Below are 21,444 nucleotides of genomic sequence, written 5' to 3' on the forward strand. Positions count from 1 at the left end.
TCCGCTGCGCGACCGCGGGCAGAAACCATTCTCCGATTTCAACGCCTTCGGTCAATTTGGACCGGATGCTAGCTGTCCAATTATGCCTTGTCTGTTTGAAAAACGACAACGGGACTTCAAATGCTGACGCTTTGAGGATGGCGCTGTCGGGCGATCACGCCGTCAGGTGCTTGAAGGCTGCCACAACGCGTTCATAGACCGGCCTCTTGAAGGGTACGATCAGACCCGGCAGCCTTTCGGCATGTTCCCAGCGCCATGCGCTGAATTCCGCCGAATGCCCGTCCGGGGGTGTAAGGATGTTGATCTCGTCATCCGACCCATCAAAGCGATAGGCGACCCACTTCTGTGCCTGTCCGCGATGCTTGCCGCGCCGGGACGAGCGGATGACCTCTTCCGGGTAGTCGTAAGCGAACCATTCCGGCGCTTCTTCCAAAAGTGTCACAGACCTGATCGACGTTTCTTCGTAAAGCTCCCGCCGCGCTGCGGTTTCCGGGTTTTCGCCCTTGTCGATCCCACCTTGCGGCATTTGCCAGGCGAACTCGTAGTTGGAAGAACTGCCGCCATCGTCGCGGCTGCCGATCCAGACCATGCCGTCCTTGTTGATCACCATAATGCCAACACAGGGACGGTATGGCAGGCCGTCAGATGGTTCTGGGAACCCAGGCCCGAGTGCACGCTTTTTCACTGAACTCACCTATCTGAAAAAATGCCCCCTGGAATCGAAGGTCTATCTGTCGATCGTCGCACTGACCGGAACGAGCTGCAATCCGCGTTGTTCCAGATCCTTCACCCATTTTTCCAGTTGGCGGACGGTGACGGGCAAGGCCGACCCGGCCGCAACGGCGACGCCCCGGGAACGCGCAATGCTTTCCAACTGCAGCAGCTTCGCGTCGATATTGTCTTCCCGCGGGACTTCGTCGAGAACGACATCCACCCCCGCGAAGGGCATTCTGAGACCTGCCGCCGTTTCCGACGAAAGGCTGCGAGAGGACGTTCCGTTGTCCACGAACATCAAGCCACGCGACTTCAGTTTTTCCATAAGGTACTGCATGGAGGGTTTGGTGGATGTGAACCGGGAACCCATATCCGGGATCGTGCCCACGTAATTGGTCACCCGCGTTAGCAAAAACGCAAGCCGATCCAGCATTTCACTCGGCTGAAGGCTCACCAAAAGCGTGTGGGGTCCGGGGTCATTGTCCGGAAAATCGAAGGGCTCGAGCGGCAGTTGCAGAAGCAATTCATGGCCTTTGGACCGTGCCTGTTGCATCCAAAGATCAAGATCGTCGCCATACGGTGCCAGTGCAAGCGTGACGTCGGCCGGCAGCCGGTCGATCGCATGTTGCGTTCCGGTTTCGCTCAACCCCATTCCGTTGAGCACAACGGCAATCTTCGGAATCGACGTAAACTCGCGCACCACGGGCCGTGAATATGCATCGAGCGGACGAACGCCGGCTTCGCTGATCTTTGGCAAGAAGCCATAGTCCGAGCGCTCGCTCACGCGTGTATCCGGTGTCGGTGACAAGCCGCTGACCGGACTGTCAACGCCCTTCCCGTCCGGCCTTTCGACCATTTCGTAACGCGGCCCGAGAAGATCCTGATTGGAACCCGGCCTGAGATTCGGGCCGAGATCGCCGGTCAGCCCGGGTCTGATTTCGACCACTTCGATGTCCTGGGACGTCACACCTTCGACGGTAGCATCCAGCGGAATGACGGCAACCGGCTCACCGCCAAGGGGATCGTCGACAACCGCCACCCAGATAAGCGTTGTCGTGACAAAAACACTTATTAGTCCGACACCGATGAGACCAAAAGGCAGCCTGACCAGCCGCCGCTTGCCCATCCCTAAGGGAGCTGTGAGATCTTCGCTCGACATATCGTCCTGAGCCTTTGTTCCGGCAGGGCGCCGGAAGAATTCTTGATTTAAGGAAACGCAGAACGAGAACGGAAGTGCTGCGCGCCGGCGACCGGCGCGCAGGGAAAGCGTTAGTTTTTGACTGCAGCGCTGTCAGGCACAGGCGGGAAGGCACTGTCCACCTTTTCACCGCGCAAGAGGTCCAGAGCAAGGTTCAGCTGCGTGTCGTCTTCGGGATCCGGCGGCACATAAGCCTGGCTGCCTGACTGTTCTTCACCGTCGGCTTCCAGATGACCGCGCAGACCGGCTTCACCCCGTGTTTCCACACGGCCAACCAACTCCTCAGGAAGCTCTTGCAGGGACTGGATGTCCGGCACGATGCCCTTGGCCTGGATGGAGGTACCGGACGGAGTGTAATAGCGCGCCGTTGTGAGACGTATCGCACCATTCGCGCCGAGCGGGATAATGGTCTGAACGGAGCCTTTTCCGAAGGACCGTGTGCCGAGGATCGTTGCCCTGCGGTGATCCTGAAGCGCACCTGCAACGATTTCGGAGGCTGACGCGGATCCCCCGTTCACCAGAATGATAACCGGCTTGCCGTTGGTCAGGTCGCCCGAACGTGCGTTATAGCGCTGCGTCTCATCTGCTTCGCGGCCGCGCGTCGAGACGATTTCCCCCCTGTCGAGGAATGCATCGGACACGGCGATCGCCTGATCCAGAAGACCGCCCGGATTGTTCCGCAGATCGATCACATAGCCTTTGAGCTTGTCTTCACCGATCTTGGCGGTTGTTTCCTCGATGCCCTTTTTCAGGCCGTCATAGGTCTGTTCGTTGAACTGTGTCACACGCACATATCCGACATCTTCCTCTTCGCGCCAGCGCACGGACCGGATGCGGATAATGTCACGCGTGATCGTGATGTCGAACGGCTCGGCACGTCCCTCGCGGCGGATCGTGACGATGATATCCGTGTTGACCGGACCACGCATTTTCTCAACGGCTTCATTCAGGGTCAGGCCCTGGACCTGCTCACCGTCGATGTAGGTGATCAGATCGCCCGCAAGGACGCCGGCCTGCGCGGCGGGCGTTTCATCGATAGGCGACACAACCTTGACGAGGCCTTCTTCCATCGTGACTTCGATGCCAAGTCCGCCAAATTCGCCGCGCGTCTGAACCTGCATGTCGCGGAAACTCTTCGGCGACATGTAGCTGGAGTGCGGATCCAGGGAAGTCAGCATGCCGTTGATGGCGCTTTCGATCAGCTGCGCATCGTCCGGAACTTCCACATAATCGGAACGAACCCGCTCGAACACGTCGCCGAACAGGTTGAGTTGCCGGTAAGTGTCGGTTGCGGCAGCATTCGCCGTGGCAGAAACCTTGAGCGGCATCTGGGACATTGTCGTAACTGCCGCAGCCCCAACAAGGGCACCCACCAGCAGCAAGGAAGCTTTCCGTATCATCCGCGAGCCTTTTCTTCTTCTGTGCGTTCCCACCAGGGCGTGGGATCGATCGCACGGCCGTCCTTCCGAAATTCAACATATAGGATCGGCTGGGTCGAACCCAAGCCGAACGTAGAGGCACTTGCCCACTGGGTAGCGCCCATCACACCAACCGGTTCCCCGGTAAGAACAAATTGCCCCAATTCCGCATCTATCCGATCCATGCCGGCGAGGAGGACATGGTAGCCGTCGCCAGTGTTCAGGATCAAGAGCTGACCGAACGAACGGAACGGACCGGAATAGACCACCCAGCCATCGGCCGGGGAAGTTACATTAGACCCTGGCCTTGTGGCGATAGATTGACCTTCCGTCAAACCACCGAATTCATCTTCCTGGCCAAAATCCTTCAGCATGGTTCCCGCAACCGGATGCGGCAGCCTGCCCTTAGCTTCACCAAACGATATCTCCGGAGCAAGCCTTCCGGGATCCGCAAAGGGATCAACATTGCGCGAGGTGTCGCGCTTCGCATTCAACGCAGCCTGCCGGGATTTTTCTGCCGCAACCTGTGCGCTTTCGATTTCCGTCTCCAGATTTGCGATCAGCTCCTGCAGGGAGCCTGCCTGTTCCGCCAGTTCCGCCGCGCGTTTTTTCTCCTCTTCGAGCACCTGGACCGATTGAAGATGTTCCTGTCTTTTGGCACTCAAAAGAAGTTCCAGCCGCGACTTTTCCTCAGCCAATCTCATCGCATCGCCGCGAAGGCGGTTTTTCTCCTCGGCGATGACAGACTTAAGCCGCTGTAATTCTTCCAAATCTGCCGCAAGCGCCTCGGTCTCCACCTTCAATTCGGGCATCACCGCATTTAGAAGTATCGCACTTCGCACGGCCGACAAGGCGTCACTTGGGCGCACAGCAAGAGCCGGAGGCGGGCGTTTTCCGATTCGCTGAAGCGCAGCAAGCACTTCGGCCAGTATATCCCGCCGGGCAATCAGGGAGAGCCGAACGGCATCTTCGTTTTCCCCGAGGCTCATCAACCTGCGTTCCGTATCGGTCAGCTCGGTTTCAAGACCCTTGATGGTGTCCGAGGAGCTGATGATCTTTGCGTTGAGCGTTTCCCGGTCGCGATCCAGCGCGCGTATCTCGCGGGCGATGGCATCCTGACGATCCGTCGACACCTCAATGTCCCTCGACAACGCGGCCAGTTCGCCTTCGCGCTTTTTCTTGCGATCCAGAAACGCATCGATCTCGGAGGTTTCAGCGACCGATGTCTCAGGTTGCTCGTCGAGGCTTTCGCTTGAAACCGACGGACCAGGAGTGAGTATCAGAGCAAGCGCCACCAAACTCAGGACTGGCCCTGTTGTCTGCCGCTTCCAAAGTCCAGGACGCACTTTACTGATGCGATCCGGTTTCAATTCTCGTCAGCTCCCAAAGGTTGCCCTTCCTGCGATACACAGTCTGCGTTAACGAAGCGTTTACACACATAACCGGATTGTTAATCCACCCGCCGCCCAAGCGCGATCACGCAACCTTACCGCGGCATACTCCTGCTCTCTTACCGGTTAAGTGCGGAATACGGCGAGATACGGGCAAAATCGTGTTTTCTTGCCCTTTTGCCTGGTTAACAATAATTAATGTTGTCAGCTGTGGAATAAAGATTTGCCCACCGCCTCGGAGGATTTGCACGCCTGTTATGTGCGGGCGTAGCGGTAAACCAGATCGCCCGGATCGGGGCGCGCCGCATCAGGATCCAGAACCCCGCCGAGCCTTTCAGCAAGACGGCATGATCGGATATTGTCGGCATCCGTGTAGCTTACAAACGTCGCCAGCCGTACGTGATCGAAAGCCCAGTCGCGAAGAACCGCCGCGGCTTCATAGGCAACGCCCTTTCCTTCTGCATGTGCATAGACCAGCCATCCAAGTTCGTGCTCCGGGAAAAGCGGCCCGTGATTGAGTCCGACCTGCCCGAGGCACTCGGCTGTTACACGGTCTTCGATCATCAAGGCTCCATGACCCATCAGCGCCCATTGGCCAACGTCATGACAGAACATGCCCCAGGCCTTCTCCACCGACATGGGCCCACCCATGAACTTTGCGCGCTCTGACTGCATGAGGCTGACATAGTCCGGCCAGTCCGCCAGTGTCATCGGCCGCAATGCGAACCGCTCCGTCAGAAGCGTTGGTGTGTGCATGGCAAATTGATCCGTGCTTTGCAGTGAACGTTGGTCGGGCACGATCATGACCGGTGATAAGGGTGCCCGGATTGTATCGTCATGGCCCTGTAAATCTGCTCCGCGAGCAAGATGCGGGCAATCTGATGCGGCCAGGTCATGGTCCCAAGTGCCAGTTTCAGATCAGCGCGGGAAAGCACATCCGGACCGTGTCCATCCGCCCCTCCGATTGCGAATACGATTTCCGGAACACCCTCATTCCGCCAGCTTTCCAGTTTCCGACTGAAATCCGCGCTGGTCAGATGCCGCCCGTTTTCGTCAAGTGCGACGAGCTGTGCCCCGTTTGAAAGGGAGTTCAGCAGCGCCGTGGCTTCCTCGTTTTTCCGGTCCGCGGCGCGCTGCGCGCGGCTTTCGGACATTTCGTTGAGGATAATTCCGGCAACGCCGAGCCCGCGTCCTGTTTTTCGCGCACGCTCAAGATACCGGTCAAGCAGGTCCTTGTCCGCACCGGCCTTCATCTTACCGATACAGGAGAGTGTGAAGCGCATAAGATCCCCGCCGGATGTCTGTCCGGTCTTAAACTTCCGCATGACGGTTGGCGCGGACCGGGCGGTCCTCAGATCAGCCTGCTTTCAAGACGCGACTCGAAAGCAGGGTCTTTTCCGGCTCAGCCTATATATTGCGGCGCATCGTCCGTTTCGGGGGCCCACATCTTCTCAAGATTGTAGAAGCCGCGAACTTCAGGACGGAAAATATGTACGATGACATCACCTGCATCGATCAGAACCCAGTCACACGTGTTCTGACCTTCAACCGTAGCCTTGCCGACGCCGGCAGATTTCAGGTTCTTCAGCAAATGATCCGCAATTGCACCCACATGGCGATGGGAACGTCCGGACACAATTACCATGTGATCCGCAAGGGAGCTTTTGCCAGTGATGTCGAGAGTTACCAGGTCCTCAGCTTTCGAGTCTTCCAGACTGCTCAGAACCGTATCGAGGAGACCTGCCGCAAGATCAGCGCTTACGGAAGCCTGCAGAGGAGTGGACAATTCTGTCCGCCCACTTTCAAAGGTCATGGTCAGGTGTAGTGCCTTTCGCCGTTTGTGCCGTCCCGCTACCAACGTCGTCACGAACCAGATAGTTCGGCTTCATACGTCACCCGTTTTGGATGCAGGACCGGTTGACCGTACCTCGGCCGCGTTCATCGCGACCGCCTCTATAATACCGCTTCCCGTTTGGCATTTTCAAGACAACGGTTTTTCATCGTTAATTTTGTCAATATTCACGCGCGAGAATTTCGCAGATCCGTTGAGGATGTTCGATCAAGCGGCGTGTGCAAAAACGTCCAGATCGGCGGCTCCATATCCGGCAGCAGTTTGGCCTCTTCTTCCGGAAGCCTATATCTTTCAAAGGCTTTTGCCATAGGAGACGAGACGGTCGACAGCGACGCTCCGGGTCTGTCGACAATGGCAACCGGTACGGAGCCGACAATCGTCCGCCAATCCTGCCAGCGATGGAAACTGCCAAGATTGTCAGCACCCATGACCCAAACGAATCGCAGCGACGGGCATTTTGCTCTCAACGCAACAATCGTTTTTGCCGTGTAAGGCGTGCCGAGGACGGCTTCGTAGGCCGTTATCTTCATCCGGGGATGATCAGCAACCGCGCGTGTCATGCGCAGCCGCGATTCCAGTGGTGCCAGTTCCGCGTGGCTTTTCAGCGGATTGCCCGGCGTTACGAACCACCAGACCTGATCAAGACCAAGGCGTTTTATCACCGTTTCAGCAACCAGCCGATGTCCGGAATGAGGGGGATTGAATGATCCCCCGAAAATCCCGATACGGTTGCCCGGCTCTGCATGCGGCAGTTTCAACCAATCGCCACAAAGACCCGGCCCGAATGTGATAGGACTCATGGGCGCGTCTGACCTGACCCATGCACCTTGTATTTGAAACTGGTGAGTTGCTCGACGCCAACCGGGCCGCGCGCGTGCATGCGCCCTGTTGCAATCCCGATCTCCGCGCCCATTCCAAATTCGCCGCCGTCCGCGAATTGAGTCGATGCATTGTGCAGAACGATGGCGGAATCGACCTCGGCCTGGAATCGTGCCGCAGCCTCACCATCCTCCGTCAGGATGCAATCTGTATGGTTCGATCCGTAAGTGGCGATATGATCCATCGCCGCATCCAGACCCGGCACGACCTTGACCGACAGGATTGTGTCCAGATACTCGGTTGACCAGTCCTGCTCGCTCGCCGGAATAACGTTTTCGCAAATATCACGGACCACATCACATCCACGAATTTCGCAATCCCGGTCCTGCAAGGCCTTCACGATAAGCGGCATATGGCTGTGCGCGACCTGTTCGTCGACAAGCAGTGTTTCCAGCGCACCGCAGATGCCGGTGCGGCGGAGCTTTGAATTGACCACAATGTCAATTGACTGGGTCAAGTCAGCCTCCTTGTCGAGGAATATGTGCACCAGCCCCTCCAGATGGGCAAAAACCGGTACGCGGGCTTCCGTCTGGACCCGCTCAACAAGACTGCGGCCGCCCCGGGGGACGATGACGTCAAGGTTGCCGCCGAGCCCTTTCAGCATTTCACCGACAGCCGCCCTGTCCGTCACGGGCACGATCTGGATGGCATCTTCGGGCAGACCGGCCGCCTTCAACCCTGTCTGAAGCGCTGCATGGATCGCCCGATTGGAGTGAATGGTATCCGAACCGCCGCGCAACACCACTGCATTGCCCGCCTTGAGACAGAGAGCGCCGGCATCCGCGGTCACATTCGGCCGGCTTTCGTAGATCACACCGATGACGCCGAGCGGAGTACGCACCCGCTCTATCTTCAATCCGTTCGGTCGCTCCCAGGCCGCAATCACGCTTCCGACCGGATCGTCCAGTGCGACAATGTCTTCCAGCGCTTTTGCAATCGCCTCGATCCGCTCTTCATTCAAGGTGCCCCGGTCAAGAAAAGCAGCTGTCTGGCCATTGGCCTTCATGGCCTCGACGTCACGCACATTGCCAGCAAGGATGTCAGCTGTTGCGAGTCGGACTGCCTGTGCCATCTCACGGAGAGCATTGTCTTTTTGCTCTGCTGGAACGGTCGCAAGAACCCTGCCGGCAGCGCGGGCGCGTTGCCCGATCTCTGCCATGAGATCTTCGGTCGTTCTGGCCTCAACCACGTCCAGCATTGTCGTTTACTCCCAAAAATGCGGCTCTTGTGAGCCGTATTACCCTCGCGTTTTAGCGCGTTCCGTTCAAAAACGCATCCTCGAGTACGAGATCGTCCCGGTGGATCATCTCCGCACGGCCCGGGTAACCGACGATCGCCTCGATCTCGCGGCTGTTCCGTCCGGCAATCAGCCGGGCTTCATCAACGTCGTAGGCGACAAGTCCGCGGCCTATCGTGCATCCGTCGGGGCTCAGCAGCGTCACCGCATCGCCACGCGAAAAAGTACCAGACACCGCCGTCACACCAGCCGGCAGCAGGCTCTTGCCGGACTTCATCGCCTTCACGGCGCCTTCATCAAGCGAGATGTTGCCCCGCGGCTCCAGATGGCCGCCGATCCAGGCCTTGCGCGCACTTGCAGGCGTCGCAAGTGCCGGAAACCAGGTACCGCGCGCGCCCTCGTGCAAGCGCTTGAGCGGGTTCAATTCCTTGCCGGACGTGATCACCATGGATGTACCGGCGGCCGTCGCGATCTTACCTGCATCGATTTTCGTTTTCATACCGCCGCGGGACAGTTCGGACCCGGCACTGCCTGCCATTGCTTCAATTTCAGCGGTGATGCGCGGAACTTCCGGCAGAAATACCGCATCCGGATCTTGCGCAGGTGGAGCCGTGTAGAGCCCGTCGATATCCGACAGCAGGACGAGACAGTCCGCGCTGGCCATCGTCGCGACGCGCGCGGCGAGACGGTCATTGTCGCCGTACCGGATTTCGGATGTCGCCACTGAATCGTTTTCGTTGATGATCGGCACAGCCCCCATCTTCAAGAGCATCCCGATGGTCGCCCGTGCATTCAGGTAGCGGCGGCGCTCTTCGGTATCTCCCAGCGTCAACAGAATCTGTCCCGCTTTCTTACCGTGTTGGCCGAGGGCATCCGCATAAGCCTGCGCAAGAGCGATCTGGCCAGCAGCGGCAGCTGCCTGGCTTTCTTCCAGCTTGAGGGGCCCTTGCGGCAATCCCAGAACACCTCGCCCCAGGGCAATCGAACCGGATGACACAATCAGGACTTCGGATTGCGCCTCGGCGAGCATGACGATATCGCCCACCAGCGCCTCCAGCCAGGCACGTTTCAGTTCGCCGCGCTCCACGAGCAAAGCGGAGCCGATCTTCACGACGATGCGCCTGTATTGACCAAGACTGCGCGACGAGGATGTTGCCATCAGGGGTGCCACCCCTCCTGTTCAGGCGCCGGCACCTGATTGGCTGCCTCTTCCTTGTCCCTGTCGATTGCGCGCACGATCATGCGCAGTGCGCGATCGACATTCAGACCGCTGGCTGATGACAGGATAAGCGGCTTCTGACCACAGGCACTTTCAAGAGCCGCCGCTTTTTCCGCGATCATATCCTCCGTCAGTGCATCGCACTTGGAGAGCGCCACAATTTCCGGTTTCTCCGTAAGGCCCGCACCATAAGCGTCCAGTTCACCGCGCACGACCTTGTAGGCTTCGCCGGGATCTTCCAGTCCTGACCCGTCGACCAGATGCAACAGCACCCGCGTTCGTTCCACGTGGCCGAGAAAGCGGTCGCCAAGGCCCGTTCCTTCGTGAGCGCCTTCGATGAGGCCGGGAATATCGGCCATTGCAAAGCTGTGCCCGTCGATCTGGACAATGCCAAGATTGGGATGGAGTGTCGTGAACGGATAGTCGGCAATCTTGGGCTTTGCCGCAGAGACGGTGGCCAGGAAGGTTGACTTTCCCGCATTCGGCAGGCCGACAAGACCTGCATCGGCAATGAGTTTCAGGCGCAGCCAGACCCACTTCTCTTCGCCCTCGAGACCGGGGTTGGCACGCCGGGGTGCCTGATTGACCGACGACTTGAAATGCGCATTGCCAAAGCCGCCGTTGCCGCCCTTGAGCAGATGGACACGCTGGCCGAGTTCGGTCAGATCGGCGATCAGTGTCTCGTTGTCCTCTTCCAGGATCTGGGTTCCGACAGGAACCTTCAGCACGACATCCTTGCCATGCGCACCGGTGCGGTTCCGGCCCATGCCGTGAATGCCCGTTTCGGCCTTGAAATGCTGCTTGTAGCGATAGTCTATGAGCGTGTTCAGACCGTCGACGCATTCGACGATCACGTCCCCGCCCTTGCCGCCGTCGCCGCCATCGGGACCGCCATATTCAATGTATTTCTCGCGCCGGAAAGACACGCAACCGGCGCCACCGTTGCCCGAGCGGAGGTAGATCTTGGCCTGATCAAGGAATTTCATTGTTCTTCTTTCTTTTCACTTATCCTGCTGTCAGGCCATGACCTTTCAAGGGTCAAAGACCGCGCATAAAGTCCGCTCGCGTCATTTCGCTTCTGATGGCAGGCAACGTCTCACCGCGTGATACGCTTACGCAACTGACTTCGCCGACAGGGCGAAATCCGGTTCTTTCCATCACCTTGATCGAAGCCGGGTTTTCCGTCATGGCTTCACAAGCAAGCCGTTCATGTGCCGTGTTTTCAAACACCCAGCAGATCGCAGCGTTCAAAGCCTCGCTCATGAACCCCTTGCCCCAGTAGGGCCGCCCCAGCCAATAGCCGATCTCTGGGGTCTCCTGCAACTTTTTGAAGCCGAGGCCGCCGATCAATTCACCTTCATGGTCAATATGAAAACCAAGTTCATCCGCTTCCGCCAGGTTTTCCCAGCGAGCGAGCGATTTTTCAAGATATTGGCGCCCCTGTTCAAGGTCGTAGGGATAGGGGACGCGCGACAGCATCTTGGCGACTTCGTAGTCGCCCAGAAGCTCGGCACACCGGTCGATATCGTCGGCACGCGGTGGCCTCACCACCAGGCGTTCGGTTTCAATCACAGAGGTTCGCATCACGCAGTTTCCCTTGCGACGAATTCTTCTCTACCGAGAAACACCCTGGTGGATGCCATGACTTTTCCGCGTGCGCGCACATTCAGATCGCGGGCGACACCATGTCCGAAACCGAGCTTGGTCAGAACACTCATAGATGCAGGGTTCTCGTCCAGAGCACCCGACTCAATCGCTTGAGCGTCGGACACCGAAAAGAACCAGGCCAATGCCATGCCGGCCGCTTCCATCATATAGCCCTTGCCCCAATAGGGCTGGCCAAGCCAGTATCCAAGCGTTGGTTCATTGCCGTGGCGACCGAGCGAGACCGCGCCGATCAGACCAGTGCCGTCGTCAATTGCAAACGCGCATTCGCCCGCCAGGTCGTCGGATGCGATCTGCCCCAGCCACCAGCGGGCATCATCCATTGTGTAGGGATGCGGCACTACAGACAGCATCTTGGAGACTTCGTAGTTTCCAATCAATTCGAACAGCCGTTCAGCGTCCGACCCAGCAGGCGGACGCAGTATCAGACGCTTCGAATTCAGAGCCACGGGTTTCATGCCGGCACCCGCCGTTTCTCAAAGTCAGCCTGCGACAGGCGGACAACAACGTTCGAGACCCTTCGGTCAAGCGGTTTGGCAAAGCGTTCCGTGATGGAGTAAGGCTTGAACCCGACCTTGCGCAGAAGCGCACGCGAACGTGTGTTTTCTTCATAGGCGCGGGCAGCAATCACATCGGTCGCAAAGGCCTTGAAGGCCCAGTCGAGCGCAGCGTCGACGGCTTCACGGGCGTATCCGTGCCCCTGAAAAGCGCGACCGATCCAATATCCGATCGTCGGTGCGTTCGGCAATTCCTTCAGGTCACCGGGCGCTTCGACCGCGACAACACCGATAAACACACCACCGAGGGTGATCGCAAATACGGCTTCCGTCTCTAATGGGTCCTGCTCAATAACGGTGTCCAGAAAAGCTTCAGCGGATCCGTCCTCATAGGGCCACGAAAAAGACGTCAGCCAGCGGGCAACCTGAAAGTCCTTCCCGGCAAGTTCAATCACCGCTTCCGTGTCTGCGAGTGTAATCGGCCGCAATACCAGGCGTCGCGTTCTCAAATCAGGTAAACTCGTCATCGTCCTTGCCCCCAACATTTTAAAGACTTCCAAACTGTTCTTTCCAGTACATACCGTTCGATCGGCACGGACCCGCCGGCTCCAACCGAGCGGATCATCGCCTGGTCCCGGTACTGGAAACCGGACTTGACCAGCACACGGCGCGACGCCGGATTGGTCACGCGGCAGGATCCCTGAAGTTCTTCGATGTCGTTGTAGGTAAAGGCATGGTCGACCAGCGCATGCACGGCTTCGGTCGCATACCCCCTCCCCCAGAAAGGCTCGCCCAGCCAATAGCCGACATGCACGGCACCGTCCTCTTCGACGGCGGCATATTTGGCAACACCGATCAAACGTCCGGTGCTCTTCAGCCGGATTGCGAATATGGCCGAATTTTCCCTCGCCTGACCTGCACGCGCGATCAGATTGCGGCCATTTTCCAATGTAAATGGATGGGGCAAGGCGGCGAGATTCGCCGCGACTGTCTTGTTGTTGGCCAGAAATACCAGATCGGCCAGATCGTCCTTGCGCGGCTTGTCGAGCCGTACATGAACCGCTTCCTGCGGCAACGGGGCCGCGGCCAAACTGCTTTCGTCCAGCAATCCATCGCTTTCAACAACCATCATTTCCTCCAGCACAAACAAATCAAGGGAGAGATGGCGTCCCATCTCCCCCTTGGATCTTCGACTGGTCTTCTGGTTGCTGACCTGTCTCGAACTGCCGGGGTCTTACGGGACGCCGGCGTTTCGAAACTTCACGTCGGCTTTACTCCGCGGCTTCCGCCACTGGGACCACATTGATAAGTGTTCGTTTGTTGGCTGCCGCCTTAAACTGAACCTTGCCTTCAACGGTCGCGAAAATGGTGTGATCCTTACCCATGCCCACGCCGGTGCCCGGGTGCCACTGTGTGCCACGCTGACGAGCGATGATGTTGCCTGGAATCACGGATTCCCCGCCGTATTTCTTGATGCCGAGACGGCGGCCAGCTGAGTCGCGGCCGTTACGGGACGAGCCGCCTGCCTTCTTATGTGCCATCGTTAGAACTCCTCGTTCTTCGAATTCTTAAATCAACAGTCCTGAAACAGCGGCCTTAAGCGCCTGCAAGTTCCTTGGCCTGTTCAACCCAGTTGTCGCGCTCGATGCGGCCCTTGAAGTTCAGGACCTCGTCAACGCGGGCGATGTCTTCCGCAGAGAAGTTCACGATCTGCTCGTAGGTGGTGATGCCCAGAGCGTTCAGCTTCTTCTCAAGAACCGGGCCGACGCCGGAGATCTTCTTCAGGTCGTCCTTGCCTTCCGGTGCGGTGAAGAGCGGCTCGACGGCTGCTTCTTCTTTTTTGTCTTCCTTCACTTCGGAAGCCTTCGGAGCTTCTTCAGTCTTCGGAGCCGCTTCAGCTTTCGGCGCTGCTTCGGCTTCCTTTTCTTCAGCCTTTGGCGCAGCCTTTTTCGGCGCTGCCTTCTTGGCCGGTTTTGCACCACCGGTCAGAATGTCCGTTACCTTGACGAGGGTGTAGGACTGACGATGGCCATTGCGGCGGCGTGAATTCTGGCGCCGGCGCTTCTTGAACACGATGATCTTGCGGCCACGGCCCTGATCGACCACTTCCGCAACCACGCTGGCACCTTCCACAGTGGGAGCGCCAACAGTTGTTTCCGCGCCGTTTCCAACCAAAAGCACTTCGTCAAAAGTTACGGTGCTGCCGGCTTCGGCTTCGAGTTTTTCGACCCTCAGGAGGTCGTCTGCGGCAACAGTATACTGTTTGCCACCGGTTTTGATTACAGCGAACATGTCGCGCACGTCCTTCTTTTCGTTTTTGACATCCCGGCATAGGCCTTTCGGCTCGAAAACCGGTTGCATTCAGGTCGAACTCAAGGCGCCTGTCCCTCCGGACATCCGTCCGGTTGACAGGTCTTTGCGTCGGGTTGCGTGAAGCTTTCAGCCCGTCTGGCCTGGATCGACAAAGAAAACCCGAAAAAGCTGAACTTTTCCGAGCCCGCGCAATATAACTCTCCATCGCGTGGAGTCAAACGGAAATATGCGCCGCGCGCCGTGCTGCGCCCAGACCCCCGATGCATCAGCAGCCAACCGCCGCGTTCGTCTTGCGTGTCTGGCCCAGGGAAAGATCCGGTCTGCCAGGTGTCCGGCACCGCTGGTCTCCAGGAACGCGCAGCGCCGCACAATGAACCCGACTGTTCAAAGAATGCAAATCGGGTCTTGCGGTTGAAATGGAGCTTGTCTATGTTCCGCGCCACTTGAGACCCGTTTTGTCGAAAGTGCCGCGGAGAGGTGCCGGAGTGGTTGAACGGGGCGGTCTCGAAAACCGTTGAGCGCGCAAGCGTTCCGGGGGTTCGAATCCCCCTCTCTCCGCCATTTCCAAAAATGCCCAGCCTGAACACATCGACAACCGCCTGCACTGCTGGGAGAGTTTATCCTTCCGGTGCATCTGGTTGTGACAATGCCGCCAGAAACATCATTTGAAATCGATCTTGAAGATCGTGGTCCGGCGCACTAGACCGCACCGTCGCCAGCATGGCCGTCAAGGCGGCGAGCTCGCTCCGCTGTACAGATTGTCGGCTGGAGAACCGCCTGCTAGACAACGGACTTGTTCAGCAATGAGACATTTGAGCAGACAATATGCAGATCATATTAATGCGGCACGGCAAACCCGAACTCGATCTGGAATCTTTGAAACAGCAGAAGGTTTCGGCACGGCAAGTTGGTGAAATCGTCGCCAGCTACGAGTTTTCCGGATTGTCATCAACGGCAACTCCGACTGAGGCAGCCAGCACTGTCGCCGATGAATGTTCTGCCGCTTTCAGCAGTGATCTGAAACGTGCAACGGATTCGATCCAGAAACTTGGGATCCAGGCCAAAACCACGTACGATGACGTGTTTCGAGAGCCTGCCCTGCCGTATCTTAATTTGGGCTGGCCCAAATTCTCGTTTTTTACTTACTGCATTCTGTTTCGCGTGCTTTGGTTTCTTGGGTTTTCAGCGAACGGAGAGTCCTATAATTCCGCCAAAAGGCGCGCGAGAACCTGCGCCAAGATACTTCGAAAGAGTGCCAAAGAAGAAGGCCGAGTCTTGCTTCTTGGCCAAGGAATGATGAATCGCCTCATTGCCCGTGAACTCAGGGGCAGGGGGTGGTACAACGCGCAACACGGCGATGACGGGTATTGGTCTTTCACTGTTTTCCGAAAGTGAGCAATGTCTCTTCGCGTGTTGCGGCAGCGACAGGCACCCAAGCATGACGGCCTTTGGGCCAACATGGTGATTAATCTGGCAACTTCCCTTGTTGGCTTTCGTAGCCGATTGATACTTTAGATTTTTAGATTTTGATCCGGGCTCCAAAAGCAGGAGCCTGTGATTTCGCATTTTTCTCTTGCTTTGCTCCGTCCGAACCCGCCGGAGCCAAGCGCGATCGGTCCGGATCCTCAAATGAATTTGACCTGAAAATATCATTCTTTGCGGCCCCGCACCTTCAACACCGAGACAATACTTGTGCTCTTTGCAGTTCTGTCTGATAAGGCGGTCAAAATTGATACCAAGACTTGGTTCACGTAGAGCGTTTCAGGACAAGAATGATCGACAGCAGCCTGTTGGCACGAAACCCCAAGACACTTGCAATCGTCGGAAACGGCCCCGTCTCGCAGGAAAATGCCGCAGTAATCGACGAGGCAGATATCGTTCTGAGATTCAACAGGGCCACTTCGTGCGGCGCGGCCGGCAAGCGTGTGGACATTTTGATAATCAACCGCGCCCGCGTCTACATGAGCAAACGGATCAATCCCGTCGCCCTTCACCGGGCCAAGGAAGTCTGGATCAACGACATTGAAGAAAACGGGCAGGTCGACTGGCTGTTCGAACATGAATGCAAGCCGAATTATCTGGGCCTTGGTCCGCTGGAGAAGGCGCGAAAACACCTGGAACGCTACGCTGCGGGACCCGATTTCCTGCCCACAACCGGCATATGCGCCATCGCCGAACTGCTGGACACCATACCGGAGGCGGAACTGCGCATGTTCGGCTTCACCCACCAGGGCATGCACACACATGACCTTGATGCGGAAAGAGACTGGGTCAATGATCTCGTAAAAGAAGGCCGGCTCAAGAAGTTCGATGCGAGCGGAGCGGCGGCTCGGCGCCCTTTTGCCGAAGAGGCAGAGTTCTGGCTTCGGTTGACGGAAAAGCGCCTGAAGCACTACGTCCAGAACAAACTCATTCATTCCGGCGCCGAGACCAAAAAACGGATATACGGCGAATGAGACCTTTGCTTCTGACAGCTTAAGGCCTCACCGCAAAATGGCGCAAGCGCCCCAAAACATACAGGTGCTTGCGAGCCCGAGAATTCAGGGATCCCGTCACCATTCCTGATTTGTCGGAAAATATGCTAGACGGTGCGCGTTCACAGGCCCCTTCCGGAAAATCGAAATCTCAACCGACAGAGAACACATCAATGAAAACAATCGCAATTATTCCTGCGCGAGGTGGTTCGAAGGGACTTCCGGGAAAGAATATCAAGCTTCTCGACGGACATCCCCTGATTGCCTATCCGATTTCCGCTGCGCGCCTCAGCGGGGCCTGCGATGAGATAATCGTCACAACCGACTCGGAAGAAATTGCGGACGTTGCCAGGCGTTACGGCGCCAACGTTCCCTTTATCAGACCAAGGGAACTGGCTCAGGACCTTTCGACGACGGAAGAAACACTGCAGCATGCGCTCGCGTCTTACGAGGAGCTTGCGAACGAGGCCTTCGACATCTGCGTGTTTCTGACCGCGACAGACATCTTCAGGAACCCGGCCTGGATCAAACAGGCCGTCGATGCGCTCAAGAACGATCCGGATCTTGAGAGTGCTTTTTCGGTTCAGGGGACCCACAAGAACTACTGGATCAAAAACGATGATGACGAAGGCTACAGCCGCCTGCAGGAGTGGATGGCATCTTATTCGTCGCGGCAGGTCCGAAAGAAGATCTACCGGGAAGATACCGGGCTGACCTGCGCCAGCCGGGCCCATCTCTGGCGAAACGGCCGCCGTATCGGCGATAGCATTTCGCCGATCATCAACGATCGCACGGAAACGGGTCTGGACATTCACTCCGAGTTCGATTTCTTCCTCTGTGAGCAGGCAATTGCGTGGCTGAAGGCCAACGATCCCGACAATGCTCCTCAAATCATAGAACCCAAGCGTTGAGGTGTTTCCCGCACTGTTGCACTCGGGCCGATCCCGTGGTTAACAACAGCGCCGCGTGGCGCATTGAGCCAAAGGCTCTGGCCCACCTGGGCAAAATGGTGCCCTGGCGAGAAGCAGAGCGGCGGCATATCGCGGGAGCTTGAAACGCACACTCCCAATGACACAAATTTTGACGATGGCTCGCCAGTAACAGACCAGACAGATGAATAACGCACCGCTCGTTTCCATAATTATCAGAACAAAGAACGAAGAACGCTGGATTAGCGCATGCCTGAAAAGCGTATTCAGGCAGAATTATCCTAATCTTGAAGTTATTCTCGTCGACAACAAATCGACCGATCGCACCGTCGCCAAGGCAAAGCAATATCCGGTCAAGCTTGTCGAGATCGAGGATTTCAAGCCGGGGCTGGCCATCAATCTGGGAATCAAGGCCAGCAAGGGCGACATATTGGTCTGCCTGTCGGGGCATTGTGTTCCAACAGACGAAACCTGGCTGACCAATCTGGTTGCAGATCTGGATGATCCGCAGATCGCCGGTGTCTATGGCCGCCAGCAACCTCTGTCGTTCAGTTCGCCTTTCGACAAGCGCGATCTGATGATCGTCTTCGGCCTAGACAAGAAGGTCCAGCACAAGGACAGCTTCTTTCACAACGCGAACTCGGCATTCCGGCGAGAAATCTGGCAGCGTTTTCCCTTCGACAACGATCTTTCAAATATCGAAGACAGGTTGTGGGGCAAGACGGTTATCGATGCGGGCCTCAAGATCGTCTACGAGCCTGATGCGTCGGTCTATCACTACCACGGCATACACCAGGATCTTGACGTCAACCGCGCCAACAATGTTGTGCGGATAATGGAAGAGATCAGCGGAGCGGCGGATCTTGGCCGGCATGCGATGCACAAGGCCGAGGTGTTTGCGATCATCCCCGTGCGCGGCAAGTCCATAACAGGTGAAAACGGTCCCCTGCTGAAATACGCCATCAGACAGGCGCAGGCGTCGCCCTCGATCGACCGGGTCATCGTCAGCACGGATTCAGAAGAAACCGCCGAGCTTGCAAAGAGCCTCGGAGCAGAGGCTCCGTTTCTGCGCCCCGAACACCTGAGCGACGATATCGTCGGTATAGGAGACGTTCTTCAATGGACCCTGGAGGAAGTCGAGCAGCTCTATGGTGTGCCGGACCTTGTGGTCGTCCTTGGAGAAACCTACCCCTTCCGGCCCGACACGCTCATTGAGGACATGATTTCGCTGACCCTGGACCAGGGATTCGATGCTGTCATCGCGGGGCAAAGCGAGAGCCGTCATATCTGGTTCCGCGATCGCGACGGCCAGATCGAAGACAGCAGCGAGCCGGTATCGACCCCGCGCAACCTGCGCGACAAGCATGCGCTTGTCGGCCTGTTCGGACTTGGCTGTGTTACGCATCCGATGAACATCCGCCTGGGCGATCCCTTGTCGGGGCGCCTGGGTATCGTGGAAGTCAGTGACCCATTGTCACGGATCGAAGTCCGAGATCAAAAGACCATGCAGCTCACAGAGCCGATGCTGATCAACTGGCGCACGGCAAACGGCAGCGAGAACCCGAAACCATGACAAAAACAAAACTTCGTGTCGGCCTTCTGGGCTGTGGCCGCGTTGCACAACACTACGTCAAGATCCTGAACGGCGACCCCGGCGTGACCGGACTTGAGATCGTCGGGTGCGCGGATGCGCGCAGCCAGGCCGCAACGGCAACCGCCAATGCGCTCAACTCAACAGCCTTCGTGTCCCTTAATGCACTGATCGATGGGGCAAAGCCGGATCTTGTTCTTGTGCTTACGCCGAGCGGCGATCACACCGCCCATGCCCGCAGCGCGCTGGAAAAGGGCTGCCACGTCATTTGCGAAAAACCGATCACGCTTCTGCCCGGTGATGCCTACGACCTCGGCAAATTTGCAGCTTCCAAAGGTCTGATGTACGGCTGCATATTCCAGAATCGCTACAACCCGGCGGTGATGAAACTGAAGGAAACCTTCGCCGAAGGACGTTTCGGGCGCATTATTTCAGCCTGTGTCCGCCTGCGCTGGTGCCGCGAACAATCCTATTATGAGGACGAGTGGCACGGCACGTGGGCGATGGATGGCGGCGTCATCAACCAGCAGGCGATCCATCACGTTGACGCGCTCAACTGGATCTGCGGACCCGTCGAGCGGGTGTCCGCCGCCATGGCAAACCGCATGAATGAACTTGAAGCCGAAGACACCATGGTTGCAGCTCTGCAATTCTCAAACGGTGCCCTCGGCACGATCGAGGCAACAACTGCCGCCCGCCCGCGTGACTTTGAAGCATCGCTTTCCATTGTCGGCGAGAAGGGCATGGCGCAGATCGGCGGGATCGCGCTCAACACAATCGACACCTGGGAATTCACGGAAAGCAGGCCGTCCGACCAAACCGTCTTTGAAGAATTCAGCCGGTCGGTACCGACCGGCTATGGCCTCAGTCATGGACCAATGCTTCAGGATATCGTGGATCGCCTGCTTTCCGGCGACATTGAACCGCCGATCACTGCGCTGGATGCGGTTCGCAGCGTTGAGCTGGTGCATGCGCTTTACAAAAGCATTGAAAGCGAAACCTGGGTGAATATTGGCGACCAGCCGCTGTCATCGCGGCTCGGCACCGGCATAGCGACTGATAAGGGAGACATTTAATGGCCATTGAGAACAAAGCCCCCGGAAAAGACGTTTCGAGCGAAGATCTCGAGTCAAAGTTTCCCCTGGCTGCGAAGAAATCTGCAGATCACTTCTCGACCTTCGAGATTGCCGGCGCACAATTCGGCGGTGGCCATATCCCGGTGTTTGCCGGACCGAACATGGTCGAGAGCGAGGAACTGATTGTCGAAACCGCCACTGCTGTCAAAGCGAGCGGAGCACAATTCCTGCGCGGCGGCGCCTTCAAGCCGCTCTCCTTTCCGTACCGCTCGGCCAAGTACAATGAAACACGCGAAGACGGCATCCGCTGGCTCGGAACCGCGAAGAAGGAAACCGGGATCGGGATCATCACTGAAATCATGGAGGAACGTTATCTGGACCTCGTTTGTGAGGTCGCGGACATTCTCCAGATCGGTTCCCGGAACATGCAGAACTATCCCCTGATCACGGCAGCGGCGAAGACCGGCAAACCACTTATGATCAAGCGGCATTTCGGATGTTCATTGCGCGACTGGCTGGGCGCTGCCGAATACGCAATGGTTGAAGGGAATGAAAAGATCATTCTGTGCGAACGCGGCGTGACTGCACCGCATACACACAAGGATTCCTCACGCTTTCTCCTGGACCTGCAGGTCGTTCCCGCCGCCAAGGAAGTCACGCACTTGCCGATTGCCGTCGATCCGAGCCATGCCACTTTCTGGCGCAGCTGGGTCAAGCCGATGGCGCTCGCGTCCGTTGCTTCGGGGGCCGACGCGATCATGCTCGAGGTGCACCCCGACCCGGAAAACTCCGCGGTAGATCCGCTTCAACCGATCACCTTCGAGGCTTTCGAAGATCTGATGGTTTCGATGGAGGGCATCGCGCAGGTCGTCGACCGTACCATGGGCAGAACGCTCTCCTGATCCGCGGCCGATACAACGGGCGCCGCCTCAAATTCCTAATCTGACGGCCCGCAGTTTTGCAGCAGCGGGCCGTTACCGGACGTGCCGCG

23 protein-coding genes and 1 tRNA gene are annotated in these 21,444 nt (G+C 57.5%); 7 read left to right on the plus strand and 17 right to left on the minus strand.

All coding sequences use genetic code 11. The annotated features are described in order from the left end of the window. Positions 1 to 154: 154 nt before the first annotated feature. From Q0915_RS16695 to Q0915_RS16775, 17 genes are all read right to left on the minus strand, one after another. On the minus strand, positions 155 to 685 hold the full coding sequence (locus Q0915_RS16695; RefSeq protein ID WP_299475829.1) for an RNA pyrophosphohydrolase: 531 nt from the start codon (positions 683 to 685) through the stop codon (positions 155 to 157). Between the two features lie 42 nt (positions 686 to 727). Then, entirely contained in the window at positions 728 to 1,873 is a 1,146-nt protein-coding gene (locus Q0915_RS16700; protein ID WP_299475831.1) for a divergent polysaccharide deacetylase family protein, read from the minus strand. Positions 1,874 to 1,983: 110 nt separating this feature from the next. Next, positions 1,984 to 3,312: a S41 family peptidase gene (locus tag Q0915_RS16705; protein ID WP_299475833.1), complete on the minus strand. Its 1,329-nt coding sequence runs from the start codon at positions 3,310 to 3,312 to the stop codon at positions 1,984 to 1,986. Next, positions 3,309 to 4,700: a peptidoglycan DD-metalloendopeptidase family protein gene (locus tag Q0915_RS16710; RefSeq protein WP_299475836.1), complete on the minus strand. Its 1,392-nt coding sequence runs from the start codon at positions 4,698 to 4,700 to the stop codon at positions 3,309 to 3,311. The genes Q0915_RS16705 and Q0915_RS16710 overlap by 4 nt, the downstream gene beginning before the upstream one ends. Positions 4,701 to 4,976: 276 nt before the next feature. Then, positions 4,977 to 5,477: a GNAT family N-acetyltransferase gene (locus tag Q0915_RS16715; protein WP_299475839.1), complete on the minus strand. Its 501-nt coding sequence runs from the start codon at positions 5,475 to 5,477 to the stop codon at positions 4,977 to 4,979. 44 nt (positions 5,478 to 5,521) lie between these two features. After that, entirely contained in the window at positions 5,522 to 6,004 is a 483-nt protein-coding gene (gene rlmH, locus Q0915_RS16720) for a 23S rRNA (pseudouridine(1915)-N(3))-methyltransferase RlmH (RefSeq protein WP_299477055.1), read from the minus strand. 119 nt (positions 6,005 to 6,123) lie between these two features. Continuing rightward, positions 6,124 to 6,534 (minus strand): ribosome silencing factor, encoded by a 411-nt coding sequence (gene rsfS / locus Q0915_RS16725; RefSeq protein ID WP_299475841.1) that lies wholly within the window; start codon positions 6,532 to 6,534, stop codon positions 6,124 to 6,126. 206 nt (positions 6,535 to 6,740) lie between these two features. Further along, positions 6,741 to 7,373, minus strand: coding sequence for a nicotinate-nucleotide adenylyltransferase (locus Q0915_RS16730; protein WP_299475844.1), 633 nt, complete (start codon positions 7,371 to 7,373; stop codon positions 6,741 to 6,743). Further along, positions 7,370 to 8,650: a glutamate-5-semialdehyde dehydrogenase gene (locus tag Q0915_RS16735; protein ID WP_299475846.1), complete on the minus strand. Its 1,281-nt coding sequence runs from the start codon at positions 8,648 to 8,650 to the stop codon at positions 7,370 to 7,372. The genes Q0915_RS16730 and Q0915_RS16735 overlap by 4 nt, the downstream gene beginning before the upstream one ends. Before the next feature lie 52 nt (positions 8,651 to 8,702). After that, complete coding sequence (gene proB, locus Q0915_RS16740; protein ID WP_299475849.1) at positions 8,703 to 9,848, minus strand: glutamate 5-kinase; 1,146 nt, start codon at positions 9,846 to 9,848, stop codon at positions 8,703 to 8,705. After that, complete coding sequence (gene obgE / locus Q0915_RS16745; RefSeq protein ID WP_299475852.1) at positions 9,848 to 10,894, minus strand: GTPase ObgE; 1,047 nt, start codon at positions 10,892 to 10,894, stop codon at positions 9,848 to 9,850. Before obgE ends, proB begins: the two co-directional genes overlap by 1 nt. Before the next feature lie 52 nt (positions 10,895 to 10,946). Beyond that, complete coding sequence (locus Q0915_RS16750; protein WP_299475854.1) at positions 10,947 to 11,492, minus strand: GNAT family N-acetyltransferase; 546 nt, start codon at positions 11,490 to 11,492, stop codon at positions 10,947 to 10,949. Beyond that, entirely contained in the window at positions 11,492 to 12,031 is a 540-nt protein-coding gene (locus tag Q0915_RS16755; RefSeq protein ID WP_299475856.1) for a GNAT family N-acetyltransferase, read from the minus strand. Before Q0915_RS16755 ends, Q0915_RS16750 begins: the two co-directional genes overlap by 1 nt. Next, positions 12,028 to 12,597 carry a GNAT family N-acetyltransferase gene (locus Q0915_RS16760; protein ID WP_299475859.1) on the minus strand — a complete coding sequence of 190 codons (570 nt, stop codon included), beginning with the start codon at positions 12,595 to 12,597 and terminating at the stop codon, positions 12,028 to 12,030. Before Q0915_RS16760 ends, Q0915_RS16755 begins: the two co-directional genes overlap by 4 nt. Next, positions 12,594 to 13,199, minus strand: coding sequence for a GNAT family N-acetyltransferase (locus Q0915_RS16765; protein WP_299475862.1), 606 nt, complete (start codon positions 13,197 to 13,199; stop codon positions 12,594 to 12,596). Before Q0915_RS16765 ends, Q0915_RS16760 begins: the two co-directional genes overlap by 4 nt. Positions 13,200 to 13,341: 142 nt before the next feature. Then, positions 13,342 to 13,611, minus strand: a complete 270-nt coding sequence (rpmA, locus tag Q0915_RS16770) for a 50S ribosomal protein L27 (protein ID WP_299475865.1) — start codon at positions 13,609 to 13,611, stop codon at positions 13,342 to 13,344. Between the two features lie 55 nt (positions 13,612 to 13,666). Then, the gene (locus Q0915_RS16775; protein WP_299475868.1) at positions 13,667 to 14,362 is read right to left on the minus strand and encodes a 50S ribosomal protein L21; all 696 of its coding nucleotides are present in this window, start codon (positions 14,360 to 14,362) and stop codon (positions 13,667 to 13,669) included. 492 nt (positions 14,363 to 14,854) lie between these two features. Here Q0915_RS16775 and Q0915_RS16780 point away from each other — a divergent pair. From Q0915_RS16780 to aroF, 7 genes are all read left to right on the plus strand, one after another. Continuing rightward, a tRNA-Ser gene (locus Q0915_RS16780) sits at positions 14,855 to 14,944 on the plus strand. Positions 14,945 to 15,223: 279 nt separating this feature from the next. After that, positions 15,224 to 15,778 carry a hypothetical protein gene (locus Q0915_RS32115; protein ID WP_366525301.1) on the plus strand — a complete coding sequence of 185 codons (555 nt, stop codon included), beginning with the start codon at positions 15,224 to 15,226 and terminating at the stop codon, positions 15,776 to 15,778. A 377-nt stretch (positions 15,779 to 16,155) separates the two neighbouring features. Next, positions 16,156 to 16,839, plus strand: coding sequence for a hypothetical protein (locus Q0915_RS16785; RefSeq protein WP_299475870.1), 684 nt, complete (start codon positions 16,156 to 16,158; stop codon positions 16,837 to 16,839). Positions 16,840 to 17,030: 191 nt separating this feature from the next. After that, the gene (locus Q0915_RS16790) at positions 17,031 to 17,768 is read left to right on the plus strand and encodes an acylneuraminate cytidylyltransferase family protein (RefSeq protein WP_299475873.1); all 738 of its coding nucleotides are present in this window, start codon (positions 17,031 to 17,033) and stop codon (positions 17,766 to 17,768) included. A 202-nt stretch (positions 17,769 to 17,970) separates the two neighbouring features. Then, entirely contained in the window at positions 17,971 to 19,359 is a 1,389-nt protein-coding gene (locus tag Q0915_RS16795; RefSeq protein WP_299475876.1) for a glycosyltransferase, read from the plus strand. After that, positions 19,356 to 20,453 carry a Gfo/Idh/MocA family oxidoreductase gene (locus Q0915_RS16800; protein ID WP_299475879.1) on the plus strand — a complete coding sequence of 366 codons (1,098 nt, stop codon included), beginning with the start codon at positions 19,356 to 19,358 and terminating at the stop codon, positions 20,451 to 20,453. Before Q0915_RS16795 ends, Q0915_RS16800 begins: the two co-directional genes overlap by 4 nt. Next, a complete protein-coding gene (aroF, locus tag Q0915_RS16805; protein WP_299475882.1) occupies positions 20,453 to 21,355 on the plus strand; it encodes a 3-deoxy-7-phosphoheptulonate synthase in 903 nt (300 codons plus the stop codon). Before Q0915_RS16800 ends, aroF begins: the two co-directional genes overlap by 1 nt. The last annotated feature ends 89 nt before the right edge of the window (positions 21,356 to 21,444 follow it).

The organism is uncultured Roseibium sp. (genome assembly GCF_947494555.1).
Taxonomy (GTDB): domain Bacteria; phylum Pseudomonadota; class Alphaproteobacteria; order Rhizobiales; family Stappiaceae; genus Roseibium.